Source organism: Nocardioides sp. 616 (genome assembly GCF_002930065.1).
Classification (GTDB): Bacteria; Actinomycetota; Actinomycetes; order Propionibacteriales; family Nocardioidaceae; genus Nocardioides; species Nocardioides houyundeii.
Genome location: NZ_POAG01000012.1, coordinates 202,917 through 220,061 on the forward strand (window position 1 = coordinate 202,917; position 17,145 = coordinate 220,061).

Consider the following 17,145-nt stretch of genomic DNA (forward strand, 5'->3'; position numbering starts at 1 on the left):
GGGTGGGGACCCGTTCCCTGCCCCGGCGTTCGTGTTCTGCTGCACGAGTTCTACTGTTTTTCCCAGGGCCCGTCTCGTTCGGGCCCTGCGGGTTCACCGCCGTTCCACACTGCCATCGGCAGGTCGTCGAGAGGGACTTCTTTGAGGCTCGAGATCCAGGGGTTGACCAAGCGTTTCGGCTCCTTCACGGCCAACGACAGCATCGACCTGACGATCGAGCCCGGGGAGATCCACTGCCTGCTCGGGGAGAACGGCGCCGGCAAGTCGACGCTGATGAACATGCTCTACGGACTGCTCGACCCGTCCGAGGGGCGCATCCTCGTCGACGGCAAGCCCGTCACCTTCTCCTCCCCGAGCGACGCGATCGCGGCCGGCATCGGGATGGTGCACCAGCACTTCATGCTGGTCCCGGTCTTCACCGTGGCCGAGAACGTCATGCTGGGCCGCGAGCACACCCGGGGGCCGGGGATCCTGAACCGGGCGAAGGCCGCCGAGACCGTCCGCGAGCTGTCCTCGCGCTACGGCCTGGCGGTCGACCCCGACCGGCTCGTCGAGGACCTGCCCGTCGGCGTGCAGCAGCGCGTGGAGATCATCAAGGCCCTCTCGCACGACGCCAAGGTGCTCATCCTGGACGAGCCCACCGCGGTGCTGACGCCGCAGGAGATCGACGAGCTCATGGACATCATGCGCTCGCTGAAGGCCCAGGGCACCTCCATCATCTTCATCACCCACAAGCTCCGCGAGGTCAAGGCGGTCGGTGACCGGATCAGCGTGATCCGTCGCGGACGCGTGGTGGGCACCGCGGACCCCAGCGCTCCCGAGGCCGAGCTCGCCGAGATGATGGTCGGCCGCGAGGTCAAGCTGGTGGTCGACAAGGACGCGCCCGAGCCGGGTGCGGACGTGCTGAGCGTGGAGCACCTGACCGTGGTGGACCCCCGGGGCCACCAGGTGGTCAAGGACGTCTCGCTGACCGCTCGTGCCGGTGAGGTGCTCGGCATCGCCGGGGTCCAGGGCAACGGCCAGACCGAGCTGATCAAGGCTCTGCTGGGGCTGATCCGCCCCGACGCGGGCGTGGTCCGGCTCGCTGGCGAGGACATCTCCCGGCACGGTCCGAAGGAGAGCCTCGAGGCCGGCATCGGCTACATCCCCGAGGACCGCTCGCACGACGGCTACGTCGGCAACTTCAGCGTGCGGGAGAACCTCATCCTGGACCTGTACCGCTCCGAGGAGTTCTCCCGCGGCCCTGCCCTGCGGCTGGACGCGATCGCGGCGAACGCCGAGGCCCGGATCAAGGAGTTCGACATCCGCACCGAGAGCCCGGAGACGCCGGTGAGCTCGCTCTCGGGCGGCAACCAGCAGAAGGTCGTCGTGGCCCGGGAGTTCTCCCGGCCGCTGAAGGTCCTCGTCGCCTCCCAGCCGACCCGAGGCGTCGACGTGGGCTCCATCGAGTTCATCCACAAGCGGATCATCGCCGAGCGCGACCGCGGCACCGCCGTCGTGATCGTCTCGACCGAGCTGGACGAGATCTACGCCCTCGCCGACCGCATCGCGGTCATGTACGACGGCCGCATCGTCGGCACCGTCACCCCCGACATCCCCCGCGAGCAGATCGGCCTGCTGATGGCCGGTGCCGCGGACGAGCCCACCGAGGTGAGTGCATGAGTCCCGAGATCGAGACCCCCGTGGCCAGCGGCACGGACCCCAAGCCCGAGGCCGCGGCCGTGGAGAAGGCGGAGCCGACCAACCCCGCCAGCTGGCTGCCGACCATGGTGGAGACGCTGGTCGCCATCGTGGTCGCCCTGGTGATCGGCGCCGTGCTGGTGGTGCTCAGCGACCAGGACGCGATCGAGGCGCTGCCCTACCTCTTCAGCTACCCGGCTGACTTCTTCTCCGCCGCCTGGGACGCGATCTCCTCCTCCTACTCAGCCCTGGTCCGCGGGTCGGTCGGCAGCTGGGACCGGCTCAGCACCACCCTGGAGCGCTCGGCCCCGCTGATCTGCTCCGGTCTGGGCGTCTCGTTGGCCTTCCGCGCCGGCCTGTTCAACATCGGTGCCACCGGACAGATGGTGTTCGGCTTCCTCGCGGCCGGCTACGTCGGCTTCACCTGGGACCTCCCGGCGGTCATCCACATGCCTCTCGCCCTGATCGCCGGCATCGCCGGCGGCGCGCTGTGGGGTGGCCTGGTGGGCTTCCTCAAGGCCCGCACGGGTGCGCACGAAGTGATCACCACCATCATGTTCAACTACCTGGCCGCCTCGATCTTGCTCTACGCGTTGAGCAAGGACGCCTTCCAGCGGCCCGGCAGCGACAACACCCAGTCGCCGCCGGTCGCTGACTCGGCCGCCTTCGGCAGCGTCTTCGACATCCACCTCGGGGTGGGGCTCGCCGTGATCGCCGCAGTGGCGGTGTGGTGGCTGCTGGAGCGCAGCACCCTGGGCTTCGAGCTGCGTGCCGTGGGCGCCAACGCCGACGCCTCGCGCACGGCGGGCATGAACGTCTCCAAGGTCTTCACCGTGGCCATGCTGCTCGCCGGTGCCCTGGCCGGTCTGGGGGCCACCATGCAGGTGCTGGGGGACCAGTCCTCGCTGAGCCCGACCCTGGCCGGCAGCGTCGGCTTCGACGCCATCACCGTGGCCCTGCTGGGCCGCGCGACGCCGCTGGGGACCGTGCTCGCGGGCCTGCTCTTCGGGGCGCTCAGCGTCGGCGGGGTGGCGATGCAGGCCTCGGCCGGCACCCCCAAGGAGCTCGCGCAGGTGCTGTCGGCCCTGATCGTGCTCTTCGTGGCCGCGCCGGCTCTGGTACGTGGCATGACCGGGCTCCGGACGCGCAGTGCCGGATCCACCGTGATGGCGAAGGGATGGGGCGGATGAGCGCCGCGACTGCTGTGAGCACCACCGGCGCCGCCGAGGTGCGTGACCGGGCCGACGTACGGCGGCAGGTGAAGCTGGTGGTCGTCTACGCGCTGGCCTTCCTCGCGCTGGTCGTCTTCGCCCTGACCACGGACGACGCGACCATCTCCTACACCCTCGAACCGACGGTGAACCGCAAGGAGCACCCGCCCGGGGAGCTCAACGGCTTCCTCGTGCTGTGGCCCGCGCTCGTGGTCTCGCTGCTGGCCCTGGCGCTGGCCGTGGTCAACCGGGTGCCGCGCACCTGGGTCGGGACCGTGCTGCACCTGGCGGTCGGCCTGGCGTTCTTCGCCGGGTTCCTGGTCTGGGCCTACGCAGACCAGGAGGTGGCCGGCTCCATCGTGATGACCAACCCGCTGCCCGGCACCATCCGCCTCGCCACCCCGCTGGTCTTCGGGGCGCTGGCCGGCGTGCTGTGCGAGCGGGCCGGGGTGATCAACATCGCCATTGAGGGTCAGTTCCTGATGGGCGCCTTCTTCGCGGCGGTCGCGTCCTCGCTGGCCTACAACGCCGAGATCGGCCTGCTCGGCGGCGTGCTCGCCGGCGTCGCGATGAGTGCCCTGCTGGCCGTCTTCGCGATGCGCTACCTGGTCAACCAGGTGGTGCTGGGCGTGGTGCTGATCGCCCTGGCCACCGGACTGACCAGCTTCCTGCTGAGCCAGATCCCCAACGACCCCGAGATCAAGGGCTACCTCAACGAGCCGCTGATCCTGCCGCGCATCGACATCCCGGTGCTCTCCGACATCCCGGTCATCGGTCCCAGCCTGTTCAGCCAGACCCTGCTGGTCTACCTGATGTACCTCTCCGTCGCGCTGGTCACCTGGCTGCTGTTCCAGACCAGGTGGGGGCTGCGGGTGCGCGCCGTGGGCGAGCACCCCAAGGCCGCCGACACCGTCGGCATCAAGGTCAACCGGGTGCGCTGGCAGGCGGTCCTCCTCGGTGGCGTGTTCGCCGGTCTCGGCGGCGCCTTCTTCACCGTCGGCTCCACCGGGAGCTTCGACAACGGGGCCTCGGCCGGCAACGGCTTCATCGCCCTGGCGGCAGTCATCATGGGTCGCTGGCACCCCGTCTTCGCGTCCCTGGCAGCCCTCTTCTTCGGCTTCATGTGGACCCTGCAGTCCCAGCTGGCCTTCCTGGACCGGATCCCCGGCGAGCTGCTGCGTGCCTCGCCCTACCTGGCGACGGTCATCGCAGTGGCGGGCTTCGTGGGGCGGGTCCGTACGCCGGCGGCCGACGGCGAGCCCTACGTGAAGAGCTGACGTGGCTGCTCCTACGTGGTCCCAGGAGAGCTGGGACGGCCTGCGCCGGCAGGCGGTGGAGATCGCCGCTCGCGCCTACGCGCCGTACAGCCGGTACCCGGTGGGCGCGGCGGCTCGGGTGGAGCGGCCAGACGGCACCGTCGAGGTGCTGGTGGGCTGCAACGTGGAGAACGCCTCGTACGGCTTGGGGCTGTGCGCCGAGTGCGGGCTGGTCTCCCGGCTGCACGCCACCGGGGGAGGCCGGCTGACGCACTTCGTCTGCGTCAACGGCGACGGCGAGATCATCATGCCGTGCGGGCGATGCCGGCAGCTGTTGTTCGAGCACGGGGGAGCGGAGCTGGTGCTCTGGACGGTGTCCGGCACCAGGACCATGGACCAAGTACTTCCCGATGCTTTCGGGCCCGACGACCTCAAGGAGGACTGACATGGCAACACACGACGCCATCGAGGTGATCAGCACCAAGCGCGAGCGTGGCCAGCTCAGCGACAGCCAGATCGACTGGGTGATCGACGCCTACACCCGCGGTGAGGTGGCCGACGAGCAGATGTCGGCCCTGGCGATGGCGATCCTGCTCAACGGGATGGACCAGCGCGAGATCGCGCGCTGGACCGCGGCGATGATCGCCTCGGGGGAGCGCATGGACTTCTCCTCGCTGAGCCGTCCCACCGCCGACAAGCACTCCACCGGCGGCGTGGGCGACAAGATCACCCTGCCGCTCGCGCCGCTGGTCGCCGCCTGCGGGGTCGCGGTGCCGCAGCTCTCGGGCCGCGGGCTCGGACACACCGGCGGCACGCTGGACAAGCTCGAGGCGGTGCCGGGATGGCGCGCCGCGCTGAGCAACGACGAGCTGCTCGCGCAGCTGGAGTCCGTGGGTGCCGTGATCTGCGCCGCCGGCGACGGCCTGGCCCCGGCCGACAAGAAGCTCTACGCCCTGCGCGACGTCACCGGCACGGTGGAGGCGATGCCGCTGATCGCCTCTTCCATCATGAGCAAGAAGATCGCGGAGGGCACCAGCGCCCTGGTCCTCGACGTGAAGGTCGGCACCGGAGCGTTCATGAAGGACCTGGACCGGGCGCGCGAGCTCGCGACCACCATGGTGGCGCTGGGCAAGGACGCCGGCGTGCACACCGTCGCGCTGCTGACCGACATGTCCACCCCGCTGGGGCTCACGGCCGGCAACGCCATCGAGGTCGCGGAGTCCGTCGACGTGCTGGCCGGGGGCGGGCCCGCCGACGTGGTGGAGCTGACCCTGGCGCTGGCGCGGGAGATGCTCGCCGGAGCGGGAGTCACCGACGTCGACCCGGCCGACAAGCTCGCCGACGGCTCCGCCATGGACGCCTGGAAGCAGATGATCCGGTCCCAGGGCGGGGACCCCGATGCCGCGCTGCCCACGGCACGGGAGTCCCACGTGGTCACCGCCCCGGCGACCGGGGTGCTGACCCGGCTGGACGCCATGGCCGTGGGGATGGCGGCGTGGCGGCTCGGCGCCGGCCGGGCCCGCAAGGAGGACCCGGTGCAGGCCGGGGCCGGGGTGGTCTGGCACGCCCGACCCGGTGACCAGGTCACGCAGGGAGCGCCCCTCTTCACCCTGCTGACCGACGAGCCGGAGCGCATCGAGCGGGCGCTGGCCTCCCTGGAGGGCGGCTACGACATCGGCGACGCCGCGTCGTACACCCCGCAGGCCCTGGTGATCGACCGGATCAGCTGACCCCGGATCAGGGCAGCAGCAGCACGACCGTCTCGGCGACGCAGGCCGGCTTGGCCTCGCCCTCGATCTCCACCGTGTGCTTGAGCACCATCTGCACGCCGGTCGGCAGCTCGGTGACCTCGCCCAGCGAGATGTGCGAACGCACCCGCTTGCCCACGCGCAGCGGCATCGGGAACCGCACCTTGTTGACCCCGTAGTTGAGCTTGGCGCCCGGGGTCTCCAGCTCGAAGACCCCCATGCCCAGCGTCGGGATCAGCGAGAGGGTGAGGTAGCCGTGGGCGATGGTGCCGCCGAACGGACCCTGCGCCGACCGCTCGACGTCGACGTGGATCCACTGGTGGTCGCCGGTCGCCTCGGCGAACTGGTTGACCCGCTCCTGGTCGATCTCGAGCCAGTCGCCGGTACCGAGCTCCTCGCCGGCGGCCGCGACGACTTCCTCGAGAGTGTTGAAAGTGCGCACGTGTGTCCCTTCGCCCAAGCCTGGTGACCGCGGGGGCGGTCGGGTTGGGCTGAACCTATCAACTGTCGTGAGGCAAGATGTGGGGGATGTCCACCACACCTCCCCCCTCCCCAGCCCGGTCGCCAGCCACTCCAGCAGCCCGGGAGCAGGCCGTCGCTCTGCCCACCCGCGAGGAGGTGCGCCGCGCCCCCAAGGTCCTGCTCCACGACCACCTCGACGGCGGGCTGCGGCCGCAGACCATCATCGAGCTCGCCGCCGAGGTGGGCCACGAGCTGCCGGCCGCGGGCGCCGAGGCCCTCGGCGCCTGGTTCACCCAGTCCGCGGACTCTGGCAGCCTGGAGCGCTACCTGGAGACCTTCGACCACACCGTCGCGGTCATGCAGACCGCCGACGCGCTGACCCGGGTGGCGCGCGAGTGCGTGGAGGACCTGGTGGCGGACGGGATCGTCTACGCCGAGGTGCGCTACGCCCCCGAGCAGCACGTCGAGGCAGGCCTGAGCCTGGACGAGGTGGTGGCCGCGGTGCAGGCCGGCTTCGAGGCCGGGGTGGCCGCCGCGGACGGACGGATCGTGGTCCGGCAGCTGCTGACCGCGATGCGGCACCAGGCCCGCTCGATGGAGATCGCCGAGCTGGCCGTGGCCTGGCGCGACCGCGGGGTTGCGGGCTTCGACATCGCCGGCGCGGAGGCGGGGTTCCCGCCCACCCGGCACCTGGACGCCTTCGAGTACCTGCAGCGGGAGAACAGCCACTTCACCATCCACGCCGGCGAGGGCTTCGGCCTGCCGTCCATCTGGGAGGCCATCCAGTGGTGCGGGGCCGACCGGCTGGGCCACGGCGTGCGCATCATCGACGACATCCGGGTCGCCGACGACGGGTCGGTCCGGCTCGGGCCGCTCGCCGCCTACGTGCGCGACAAGCGGATCCCGCTCGAGCTGTGCCCCGCCTCCAACGTGCAGACCGGCGCGGTGGCCTCGATCGCCCAGCACCCGATCGGGTTGCTCACCCAGCTCCGGTTCCGGGTGACGGTCAACACCGACAACCGCCTGATGAGCGGCACCTCGATGACCGCGGAGATGTTCGACCTGGTCGAGGCGTTCGACTACTCCCTGAGCGACCTGCGCTGGTTCACGCTCAACGCGATGAAGTCGGCGTTCCTGCCCTTCGACCAGAGGCTGGAGATCATCGACCGGGTGATCAAGCCCGGGTACGACGCCCTGCTGGGCTGAGCCGAGCCGGCAGGACCACGAACCACGGGACTGCCCAACCCTGGGACAGGGACCCCGTGACCAGCTCCTGGGCGCGGAGCCGGCGGGTCCGGCCCAGGGCCGGGTCGTAGACCGACAGCGGGTCTCCGGGCTGGGGGCCGGCCCCGGTCACCAGCAGCACGTGGCGCGGCAGCCTCGCGGTGCCGACGTACAGCGGGACGGGGTGGCCGGCCAGCACCGCGGCGCGGACCGCGGCCAGCAGACGGGAGCGCCGGCGGGGCCAGAGCGCCCGCACCACGTGCGGCACCCCGGTCCGTCCGGACAGCTGTCGGGCCACCGCCCAGGGTGGGGTGCCCACCGCGCGCCACCACGGCAGCTGGGGGCGTCCCGCCACGTCGACGGCCGACGTGACGCGTCGATGCATGGCCAGCACCTCGGCGGTGAAGCGGGGGCGTCCGCCGGCCACCAGCCGACGGGCGTACCGCTCGTTGCCGAGCGCCTCCGCGAGCACGAGGACCGCCGCGCCGCAGGAGCGCTGATCTGGTTGCCGCAGGTCGAGCCGGGCGAGCTCGCCACCCCAGCGTCCGGTCACCGCGGCTCCAGCTGGGTTCCCACGGCCAGCTGGGAGACCTCGTCGAAGGCCTCGTCGGGACGGACCGGGCGGCAGCCGCGGGAGACGGCGTGCTCGACCACGCGGCGCTGGTCGCGCAGCAGCGCCGTGCCTCGGCGCAGCAGCACCAGGGGCGGCTTGCGGTGCTCGCGCAGGTCCCGGGTCAGCCGACGCCAGAAGGTCAGCACCGGATGCTGACGCACGCAGAACGCGGCGGCGAGGAGGTCCTGGTCGCGGCAGGAGGGGACCACCTCGGCGGCGAAGATGCCCTCGGCGACGAACAGCCGGTGGCCTGCCAGGCGCAGCGTGCGGGTGCCGATCGAGGCGTTGTCGGGGATGGAGTAGACCGGCACCTCGGCCACCCCCGCGTGGCACAGCGCCTCGACGGCGTCCAGGGCTGCCTGCAAGTGCCACGACGCGGGGTCGTCCCAGTCGATGAGCCCAGCATTGGCGCCACCCTGGATGCGTGGGAGGGTGTGGTCATCTCCGGACTTGTAGAAGTCGTCGAGGCGTAGGACAGGGAGTCCGAGGCGCTCTGCGAGTCGGGACTTGCCGGCACCGGAGGGGCCGGCGAGGACGATGGCTCGAGCATGCACCCCGACAGTCTGCCCGACGGTGTGCCAGCAAAGGATGTCGCCGGTGCCTCCCCGCACGTATCCTCGGGTCGAGAGCACTTACTTGTCGGTAATTTGAAGGGGCCACTGCCATGCGTGCTGGACGCCATGTGCAAGACGTCGAGGAGAAGGGCGCGTCGCCGGTCCTCCTCGTCGGAGCTCTTCTGGCGGTCATCGCGGCGGTCGGATGGCTGACCATGGGCGGACCGCTCAAGGGCGAGGAGGCCTCCGCCGGCAGCTGTCAGGAGCCCTTCGACGTCAAGATCAGCGTGGTACCCGCCTTGCGGCCCGCCCTGGACCAGGCGCTCGAGGCCATCTCCCCGGACAACACCTGCGCGCAGGTGGAGGTGGTCGAGGAGAGCCCGGCAGCAACGTCGAGCTCGTTCGCGAAGAACGAGGGCCCCGACCTGTGGTTCGCCGACTCCAGCGTGCGCCTCAGCAGACTTGCCACCTCCGGCGTGAGCACCGCCCTGCTCCAGGAGTCCCTGGCCAGCTCCCCGGTGGGGCTCGCCACCGGGCCGACCGCCCAGGGCCCGGCGTCCTGGCGCTCCGCGCTGACCTCGGGACGGCTGCTGCTGAACGACCCGACCGTGGACGCAGCGTCCGCGCTGGCGCTCACCTCTGCGATGGCCGAGGCGCTCGAGGAGGGCTCCGACCCCGTCGAGGCGCAGCTCTCGATGATCCCGCAGGCCCAGAAGTTCGGCGCCCGCCTGGTCGACGGTCCGGTCAAGTCCGTGGACCTGGCCGGCATCGACGTGGACGAGACCCAGCTGGTGCCGGTCTCCGAGCAGACCTTCCTGGAGGCGCGCAAGACCAATGCCTCGCTGACCCTGGTCCCGGCTGGCACCGCCGCCCCGGTGCTCGACTTCCCCCTGGCCGGCGCCTGGGACAGCAACAGCACTCTCAAGGAGTACGGGCAGGTCCTCGCCGACTGGTTCGCCAGCGAGGACGGGCTGCGGACCCTGGACGGGCTCGGCCTGCGCGGGCCGGACCTGGCCCCCCTGACCCAGGCCAGTGGACTCGGTGAGGTCACCACGGTCGAGCCGCCGTCGGAGGACCTGGCGCTGCGCACCCTCGGCGGGTGGCAGGTGCTGAGCGTGCCGTCCTCGATCCTGGCCGTCTTCGACGCCTCGGGGTCGATGGACTTCTCGGCCGGCGACGGCGAGACCCGGATGCAGTTGGCGGTCGACGCCGCGGTCACCGCGCTGGATCTCTTTCCCCGGCACGCCAAGGTGGGCATGTGGGCCTTCTCCATCAACCAGGGTGGGAACGGCCAGGACTGGCAGCAGCTGGCGCCCACCAAGCGACTCAACGACCAGACGCAGGGACGCTCGCACTACGACTACCTTCAGGTCCGCATCCCCAGCCTGCTCTCGATCACCCAGGGCGGCACCGGGCTCTACGACACCACGATCGACGCCTATCGGGCGGCTGTGAAGGACTACGACAAGAACTACTTCAACGCCGTGATCCTGCTCAGCGACGGCGCGAACGACGACCCCGGCTCCATCAGCCTGCCCAAGCTGCTGCAGGAGCTCAAGGAGTCCGCCGACCCGTCCCGGCCGGTGCGCATCATCTCGGTGGGGATCGGGACCGACACCGACATGCCGTCACTGCGCCGGATCTCCGACGCCACCGGGGGTCAGGCGTTCCTCGCCGAGGATCCCCGCGACATGCTCGACGTGTTCGCCAAGGCACTGCTGTCCCGCTAACGAGCCGTCCCGGTGGGGTGGAACCCGCGGCTCAGGCGCCCCGCGATCAGATGCCGATCGGGTGCCAGACGGTCTTGGTCTCCAGGAACGTCGTCATCCGGTCGATGCCCTGGTCGGCGTACCAGTCGGGCTCGGCGGCGGGGGCACGCAGCACCCGCTTGAGGTTCTCCGCCGCCGCGACCTCGTAGGCCGTCGCCGCCTCGCGGTCGCCCGCGACGCCGGTCAGGTCGACGGCGTTGACGTCCATGTGCTCAGCCAGCCAGGGCGCGGTGCCGGCGTACGGTCCGGTGAGGATGTTGACCACGCCGCCGGGCACGTCCGAGGTGGCCAGCACCTCGGCGAACGTCACGGCCGGGAGCGGCCGCGCCTCGGAGCTGAGCACCACCGCGGTGTTGCCGGTGACGATGACCGGGGCGATCACCGAGACCAGCCCCAGCAGCGAGGACTGCTGCGGTGCCACCACCGCGACCACGCCGGTGGGCTCGGGGGAGGAGAGGTTGAAGTAGGGGCCGGCGACCGGGTTGGCGCTGCCCACGACCTGGGTGATCTTGTCCGCCCAGCCGGCGTACCAGACCAGGCGGTCGATGGACTCGTCGACGACCTGGTCGGCCTGCTTGGCACTGAGGCCCTCGGACTGACGGACGGTCTCGATGAACTGCGGACGTCGGTCCTCCATCACCTCCGCGATCCGGTAGACGATCTGCGCGCGGTTGTACGCCGTCCGCGACGACCATCCGGCGAACGCCTTGCGCGCGTGGGTCACCGCGTCGCGGGCGTCCTTGCGCGAGGCCAGGGCTGCGTTGGCCACGAAGGTCCCCTTCGAGTCGTTGACGACGTAGGAGTAGCCCGACTCGGACCGGGGGAACGCCCCGCCGATGTAGAGCTTCCAGGTCTTGCGCACCGCGGCGCGGCCGTTGTTGGTCGTGCTCACTTGAGGTACCCCTCCAGTCCGTGGCGGCCGCCCTCGCGGCCGTATCCCGACTCCTTGTAGCCGCCGAACGGCGACGTGGGGTCGAACTTGTTGAACGTGTTGGCCCACACCACACCGGCGCGCAGCTGGTTGGCCGCCCACAGGATGCGCGAGCCCTTGTCGCTCCACACCCCGGCCGAGAGGCCGAAGGGGGTGTTGTTGGCCTTCTCGATCGCCTCCGTGGGCGTGCGGAACGTCAGGACCGAGAGCACGGGGCCGAAGATCTCCTCCCGTGCGATGCGGTGGGCCTGGGAGACGCCGGTGAAGATGGTCGGCGGGAACCAGAAGCCCTTGCTCGGCAGGTCGCAGGCGACCTGCCAGCGCTCGGCGCCCTCGCTGTCGCCGACCCCGGCCAGCTCGCGGATTCGCGAGAGCTGCTCGCTGGAGTTGATGGCGCCCACGTCGGTGTTCTTGTCCAGGGGGTCGCCCATGCGCAGCGTCGCCATCCGGCGCTTGAGGCGGGCGAGCAGGTCCTCGGCGATGCTCTCCTGCACCAGCAGGCGGGAGCCGGCGCAGCAGACGTGGCCCTGGTTGAAGAAGATGCCGTTGACGATGCCCTCGACGGCCTGGTCGATCGGGGCGTCGTCGAAGACGATGTTGGCCGCCTTGCCGCCCAGCTCCAGGGTGGCCCGCTTGTCGGTTCCGGCGATCGTCCGGGCGATGTCCCGACCGACCGCGGTGGATCCGGTAAAGGCCACCTTGTCGACGTCGGGGTGCGCGACCAGCAGCCGGCCGGTCTCGCCGGCACCGGTCACGATGTTGACCACCCCGGGCGGAAGGTCGGCCTGCTGGCAGATCTCGGCGAAGAGCAGTGCGCTCAAGGGGGTCGTCTCGGCGGGCTTGAGCACGACGGTGTTGCCGGCCGCCAGCGCCGGCGCGATCTTCCAGGCCAGCATCAGCAGCGGGAAGTTCCAGGGGATGACCTGTCCGGCGACCCCCAGCGGGCGCGGGTCCCGGTTGCCCGGGACGGCGTACTCGAGCTTGTCGGCCCAGCCGGCGTAGTAGAAGAAGTGCGCGGCGGCGGTGGGGACGTCGACGTCGCGGCTCTCCCGGATCGGCTTGCCGTTGTCGATCGACTCCAGGACGGCCAGCTCGCGGGCCCGCTCCTGGATGATACGGGCGATCCGGTAGAGGTACTTGGCCCGCTCCCGGCCGCTCATCCGCGACCAGACACGGGTGTAGGCGCGGCGGGCGGCCCGCACCGCGGCGTCCACGTCGGACGCGTCGGCGGCCGAGACCTCGGCGAGCACCTCCTCGGTGGCCGGGTTGACCGTCTTGAACGAGGCTCCGTGACCGTCGACGAAATCCCCGTCGACGAAGAGGCCGTAGGAGGGCCGGATGTCGAGGATCGCTCGGGACTCGGGGGCGGGGGCGTAGTCGAACAACGCCGCGGGCGTGGTGGCTTCGGGAACCTTGACCATGGGTGTGTGCTTCCTCAGTGACTCAGTCGAGGGTGAAGTAGTCGGGGCCGGAGTAGCGGCCCGTCGTCATCTTGGTGCGCTGCATCAGCAGGTCGTTGAGCAGCGTGGAGGCCCCGAAGCGGAACCAGGCCGGGTCGAGCCAGTCCGGGCCGCAGGTCTCGTTGACCATCACCAGGTACTTGATGGCGTCCTTGCTGGTCCGGATGCCGCCGGCGGGCTTCACCCCGACCATCTGCCCGGTCTGCTCACGGAAGTCCCGCACCGCCTCGGCCATGATCAGCGTGACCGGCAGGGTCGCAGCGGGCTGGACCTTGCCGGTGGAGGTCTTGATGAAGTGGGCGCCGGCCATCATCGCCAGCCAGCTGACCCGACGGACGTTGTCGTAGGTCTGCAGCTCGCCGGTCTCGAAGATGACCTTCAGGTGCGCCTCGGTGCCGTCGGGGCGCGCACAGGCCTCACGGGTGGCCACGATCTCCTCGAAGACCGACAGGTAGCGCCCGGAGAGGAACGCGCCCCGGTCGATCACCATGTCGATCTCGTCGGCGCCGGCGGCGACGGCGGTCCGGGTGTCGGCCAGCTTGATCTCCAGCGCGGCCCGCCCGCTGGGGAAGGCGGTCGCGACGGAGGCGACGTGCACGCCCGAGTCGCCCAGGGTCTCCTTGGCCACCGCGACCATGTCGGGGTAGACGCAGACCGCGGCGGCGGCGGGGCAGGTCGGGTCGGCGGGGTCCGGGCGCATCGCCTTGGACGACAGCGCGCGCACCTTGCCGGGGGTGTCCATGCCCTCCAGGGTGGTCAGGTCGACCATCCGGATCGCGAGGTCGAGGGCCTGGGCCTTGGCAGTGGTCTTGATCGACCGGGTGCCCAGGGTGGCGGCTCGCGCCTCACAACCGACCTGGTCGACGCCCGGGAGGCCGTGGAGGAAGCGGCGCAGCGAGGCCTCGGAACCGGTGACGTCGGCGAATGGTGCGCCGATGTCTGGTCCTGCCTGGCCTGCACTCGTCGTTGAGGCAGAAGTGGCTGTCACGCACCCAGCATAGAGTTGGTCGGGTCCAGGACGAGAACCCTGGGGACCTGCGCCGCCTCAGAGGCCGGCGGCGAGCTTCACGTCGTTCTTGAGGGCGTCCAGGCGGCCCGCGGCCGCGATCCTGGCCGCGTCCACACCGTCCTCGGGGGAGACCTCGATGACCACCTCGAGGTAGCACTTCAGCTTGGGCTCGGTGCCGCTGGGACGGACGATCACGCGGGCACCCTCGGCGAGGGTGTAGCGCAGTCCGTCGGTGGGCGGCAGCTCGGCCGACCCCAGGGCGAGGTCCTCCACGCGCTCCACGGCCAGGCCGCCCAGGGTGGACGGCGGCGAGGTGCGCAAGCGGTCCATCGTGGCGGCGATCTGCTCGAGCTCGGCGAACCGCACCGAGAGCTGGTCGGTGGCGTGCAGGCCGTGCTCCACGGCGATGTCGTCGAGCAGGTCGGCCAGGGTGCGTCCCTCGGCCTTGGCGGCCGCAGCCACCGCGCACAGCAGCAGCAGCGCCGAGACGCCGTCCTTGTCGCGCACGTGCTCGGGGTCCACGCAGTAGCCCAGCGCCTCCTCGTAGCCGTAGGCGAGGTTGTCCAGCCGGCCGATCCACTTGAAGCCGGTGAGGGTCTCCTCGTAGGGCTGGCCCGCCTTCGCCGCCATCTTGCCGAGCAGCGAGGAGGAGACGATCGAGGTCGCGTAGACGCCTTGCTTGCCGCCGGCGAGCAGTCGCTGGGCCAGCAGCGCCCCGACCTCGTCACCACGCAGCATCCGCCAGCCGTGCGGGCCCTCGATCGCCGCGGCACAGCGGTCGGCGTCCGGGTCGTTGGCCACCACGATGTCGGCGCGCAGCCGGCCGGCGAGGGCGATGGCGAGGTCCATGGCGCCGGGCTCCTCCGGGTTGGGGAAAGCCACGGTGGGGAAGTCGGGGTCGGGCTGCTCCTGCTCGGGCACCACGTGGGTCTCGGAGAAGCCCGCGGTCTCCAGCACCTGCACCACCGAGGTGCCGCCGACGCCGTGCAGCGGGGTGTAGACGATCTCCAGCTCCCGGGGACCGTCGTCCAGCAGGTCGGCGACGGTGTCGAGGTACCGGTCGACGAGCTCCTCGCCGACGACCGTCCCGCCGTTGCCGCGCGGTACGTCGGAGACGGCGCCGACGGCCGCGATCCGCTCCGCGATGTCGCTGTCGGCGGGCGGCACGATCTGGCTGCCGTCGCCGAGGTAGACCTTGTAGCCGTTGTCCTGCGGCGGGTTGTGGCTGGCGGTGACCATGACCCCGGCCACACAGCCGAGCTCACGGATCACGTAGGCCAGCAGGGGAGTGGGAAGAGGGCGCGGCATGACCAGGGCCTTGAAGCCGGCGCCGCTCATCACCTCGGCGGTGTCGCGGGCGAAGACGTCGGAGTTGTGCCGCGCGTCGTAGCCGATCACCACCGGCGCGCCGCTGGGCGCACCCTGATCACGCAGGTAGGAGGCCAGCCCGGCCGCGGCGCGGATCACCACGACCCGGTTCATCCGGTTGGGTCCGGCGCCCAGCGCGCCGCGGAGCCCCGCGGTGCCGAACTCCAGGGTGCCGCGGAACCGGTCCGCCAGCTCGGCGGGGTCGCTGCCCGCCTCGACCTCGGTGATGATCGCCTCGAGCTCGGCCCGGGTCTGCTCGTCGGGATCCTGCGCTGCCCAGGTGCGGGCTCGGTCCAGGAGGGGGGCGGTCGCGGCGTCAGACGTCATGGCCGCACGTTAGCGCGGCCCGGTGACGGGTGTGAGCCCCGACTTCGTCCGGGCGGCGCGGGCCGCCCGGACGACGTCGGGTCGAGGACCTGTCAGGACAGGTCTTCAGGACAGGCTTGAGAACAGGGCTTCAGGACAGGGCGGCGAGGGCGGCGTCGTAGTCCGGCTCGGTGGTGATCTCGTCCACGAGCTGGGTGTAGGCCACGGTGCCGTCGGGGTTCACCACGACGACAGCGCGGGCCAGCAGGCCGGCCATCGGCCCGTCGGCGAGGGTGATGCCGTAGTCCTCGCCGAAGGTGGAGCGGAAGGCCGAGCCCATCTTGACCTGGTCGATGCCCTCGGCTCCGCAGAAGCGCGCCTGGGCGAACGGCAGGTCCTTGGAGACGTTGACCACGGTGGTGTTGTCCAGGCTGGCGGCCAGCTCGTTGAACTTGCGCACGCTGGCGGCGCAGACGCCGGTGTCGACGCTGGGGAAGATGTTGAGGACGACGCGGGTGCCCTCGACATCGGCCGGGGTCAGCTGGGACAGGCCGGCGCCGACCAGCTCCCAGCCAGGTGCTGAGGTGCCGACAGCCGGCAGCTCGCCGACGGTGTGGACGGGGGATCCCTTGAGTGCTGTGGTTGCCATGCCGCCCATTGTCACACCCGGCATCACGGCGGGGTCACAGTCGGGTCACGGCCTGGACGCCCCCGGCCTGGAGCCTCTCAGCGAGCGAAGTGCTCCGCGTGCGTCGCGAGCTCGGCGAACACGGCCTGGTTGTGGCTGAACGCCTGCTGCACCTCCGCGACCGCCTCGGCCTGCTGAGCAGGAGCCAGGTCGAGCCCGTCCAGCCGGGCGCGGTAGCCGTCCTTGTAGGTCTTGACCTTGGGGATCGCCTCGAACCGGTACAGAGCCAGGCCGTGGCCGTCCCGGGCGAAGTCCCGGTCCAGGATGCGCCCGATGGCCTGTCCGCCGGAGAGGTCGCCCAGGTAGCGGGTGTAGTGGTGGGCCACGTAGCGCACCGGGTGGTCGAGCGTCCAGCGGATGCGCTCGGCGTACTCGGCGGCCGCCCGACCCTCGCAGGCCTGCTCTGCCTCGGCGCCGGTGGACCACGCGGCGATGTCGGCGTCGATGGCACCCAGCCGGTCCAGCACCGGGTCGTGGAGCCTGCTGACGAGGGGGTCGGCGGCCAGGGCACGGCCGGTCTCCTCCAAGGCGGCGTAGACGGCGCGCAGCGAGCGGAGGTAGCTGACGTAGCCCGCCTCGTTGATCTTGCCGCCCATCAGGTCGGAGATGAACGTGGAGCTCTCCGCAGCGCTGTGCTGGGCCTGCGAGCCCTCGCGCATGGCGGCCGAGAGGGGGGCCGCGGGGGCATTGCCGAGCAGGGTCATGGCTGTCTCCGGTCGTGGTCGTGCGCGCGGCCGGGGCCGCCTGAGGGTGGTGGGCGGCCTGATTAGGTAACCCTTACCTTTATTAGGCTAGCCTATCTTAACGATACGCTGCAGTAGCGCGCTTGTCCGCCGGATGAAGAGCCCCGTTGGTCGCGCCTGGGC

General features: G+C 71.0%; 16 protein-coding genes. 7 read left to right on the top strand and 9 right to left on the bottom strand.

Annotated elements, in window-relative coordinates; genetic code table 11:
- Positions 1-141 precede the first annotated feature (141 nt).
- The 5 genes from C5H89_RS05445 to C5H89_RS05465 are packed head-to-tail and all read left to right on the top strand — an operon-like array spanning position 142 to position 5,877.
- Positions 142-1,662: an ABC transporter ATP-binding protein gene (locus C5H89_RS05445; RefSeq protein ID WP_104106029.1), complete on the top strand. Its 1,521-nt coding sequence runs from the start codon at positions 142-144 to the stop codon at positions 1,660-1,662.
- A complete protein-coding gene (locus C5H89_RS05450; protein ID WP_104106030.1) occupies positions 1,659-2,870 on the top strand; it encodes an ABC transporter permease in 1,212 nt (403 codons plus the stop codon). The genes C5H89_RS05445 and C5H89_RS05450 overlap by 4 nt, the downstream gene beginning before the upstream one ends.
- Entirely contained in the window at positions 2,867-4,168 is a 1,302-nt protein-coding gene (locus C5H89_RS05455) for an ABC transporter permease (RefSeq protein WP_240181720.1), read from the top strand. The genes C5H89_RS05450 and C5H89_RS05455 overlap by 4 nt, the downstream gene beginning before the upstream one ends.
- A 1-nt stretch (position 4,169) precedes the next feature.
- Entirely contained in the window at positions 4,170-4,592 is a 423-nt protein-coding gene (locus C5H89_RS05460; protein ID WP_104106032.1) for a cytidine deaminase, read from the top strand.
- 1 nt (position 4,593) lies between these two features.
- Positions 4,594-5,877, top strand: coding sequence for a thymidine phosphorylase (locus tag C5H89_RS05465; RefSeq protein WP_104106033.1), 1,284 nt, complete (start codon positions 4,594-4,596; stop codon positions 5,875-5,877).
- Positions 5,878-5,884: 7 nt separating this feature from the next.
- Here C5H89_RS05465 and C5H89_RS05470 read toward each other — a convergent pair whose 3' ends face one another.
- The gene (locus C5H89_RS05470; RefSeq protein ID WP_104106034.1) at positions 5,885-6,337 is read right to left on the bottom strand and encodes a MaoC family dehydratase; all 453 of its coding nucleotides are present in this window, start codon (positions 6,335-6,337) and stop codon (positions 5,885-5,887) included.
- Positions 6,338-6,495: 158 nt separating this feature from the next.
- Between C5H89_RS05470 and C5H89_RS05475 the strand changes: the two genes are divergently transcribed.
- Positions 6,496-7,563, top strand: a complete 1,068-nt coding sequence (locus C5H89_RS05475) for an adenosine deaminase (RefSeq protein ID WP_240181730.1) — start codon at positions 6,496-6,498, stop codon at positions 7,561-7,563.
- On the opposite strand, the gene C5H89_RS05480 is transcribed toward C5H89_RS05475, so the two are convergent.
- A complete protein-coding gene (locus C5H89_RS05480; protein WP_104106036.1) occupies positions 7,532-8,134 on the bottom strand; it encodes a hypothetical protein in 603 nt (200 codons plus the stop codon). The two genes, C5H89_RS05475 and C5H89_RS05480, sit on opposite strands and share 32 nt — an antisense overlap.
- A complete protein-coding gene (locus C5H89_RS05485; RefSeq protein ID WP_104106097.1) occupies positions 8,131-8,748 on the bottom strand; it encodes an ATP-binding protein in 618 nt (205 codons plus the stop codon). Before C5H89_RS05485 ends, C5H89_RS05480 begins: the two co-directional genes overlap by 4 nt.
- Before the next feature lie 110 nt (positions 8,749-8,858).
- On the opposite strand from C5H89_RS05485, the gene C5H89_RS05490 reads away from it, so the two are divergent.
- Positions 8,859-10,478: a substrate-binding domain-containing protein gene (locus C5H89_RS05490; RefSeq protein ID WP_104106037.1), complete on the top strand. Its 1,620-nt coding sequence runs from the start codon at positions 8,859-8,861 to the stop codon at positions 10,476-10,478.
- Between the two features lie 46 nt (positions 10,479-10,524).
- On the opposite strand, the gene C5H89_RS05495 is transcribed toward C5H89_RS05490, so the two are convergent.
- From C5H89_RS05495 to C5H89_RS05520, 6 genes are all read right to left on the bottom strand, one after another.
- Positions 10,525-11,409: an aldehyde dehydrogenase family protein gene (locus tag C5H89_RS05495; RefSeq protein WP_104106038.1), complete on the bottom strand. Its 885-nt coding sequence runs from the start codon at positions 11,407-11,409 to the stop codon at positions 10,525-10,527.
- Positions 11,406-12,869: an aldehyde dehydrogenase family protein gene (locus tag C5H89_RS05500; RefSeq protein ID WP_205304870.1), complete on the bottom strand. Its 1,464-nt coding sequence runs from the start codon at positions 12,867-12,869 to the stop codon at positions 11,406-11,408. The genes C5H89_RS05495 and C5H89_RS05500 overlap by 4 nt, the downstream gene beginning before the upstream one ends.
- A 22-nt stretch (positions 12,870-12,891) precedes the next feature.
- Positions 12,892-13,896, bottom strand: coding sequence for a deoxyribose-phosphate aldolase (deoC, locus tag C5H89_RS05505; protein WP_205304871.1), 1,005 nt, complete (start codon positions 13,894-13,896; stop codon positions 12,892-12,894).
- 57 nt (positions 13,897-13,953) lie between these two features.
- A complete protein-coding gene (locus tag C5H89_RS05510) occupies positions 13,954-15,612 on the bottom strand; it encodes a phospho-sugar mutase (RefSeq protein ID WP_104106039.1) in 1,659 nt (552 codons plus the stop codon).
- Positions 15,613-15,742: 130 nt separating this feature from the next.
- A complete protein-coding gene (tpx, locus tag C5H89_RS05515; protein ID WP_104106100.1) occupies positions 15,743-16,240 on the bottom strand; it encodes a thiol peroxidase in 498 nt (165 codons plus the stop codon).
- Positions 16,241-16,317: 77 nt separating this feature from the next.
- Positions 16,318-16,983 carry a biliverdin-producing heme oxygenase gene (locus tag C5H89_RS05520; protein ID WP_104106040.1) on the bottom strand — a complete coding sequence of 222 codons (666 nt, stop codon included), beginning with the start codon at positions 16,981-16,983 and terminating at the stop codon, positions 16,318-16,320.
- Between the last annotated feature and the right edge of the window lie 162 nt (positions 16,984-17,145).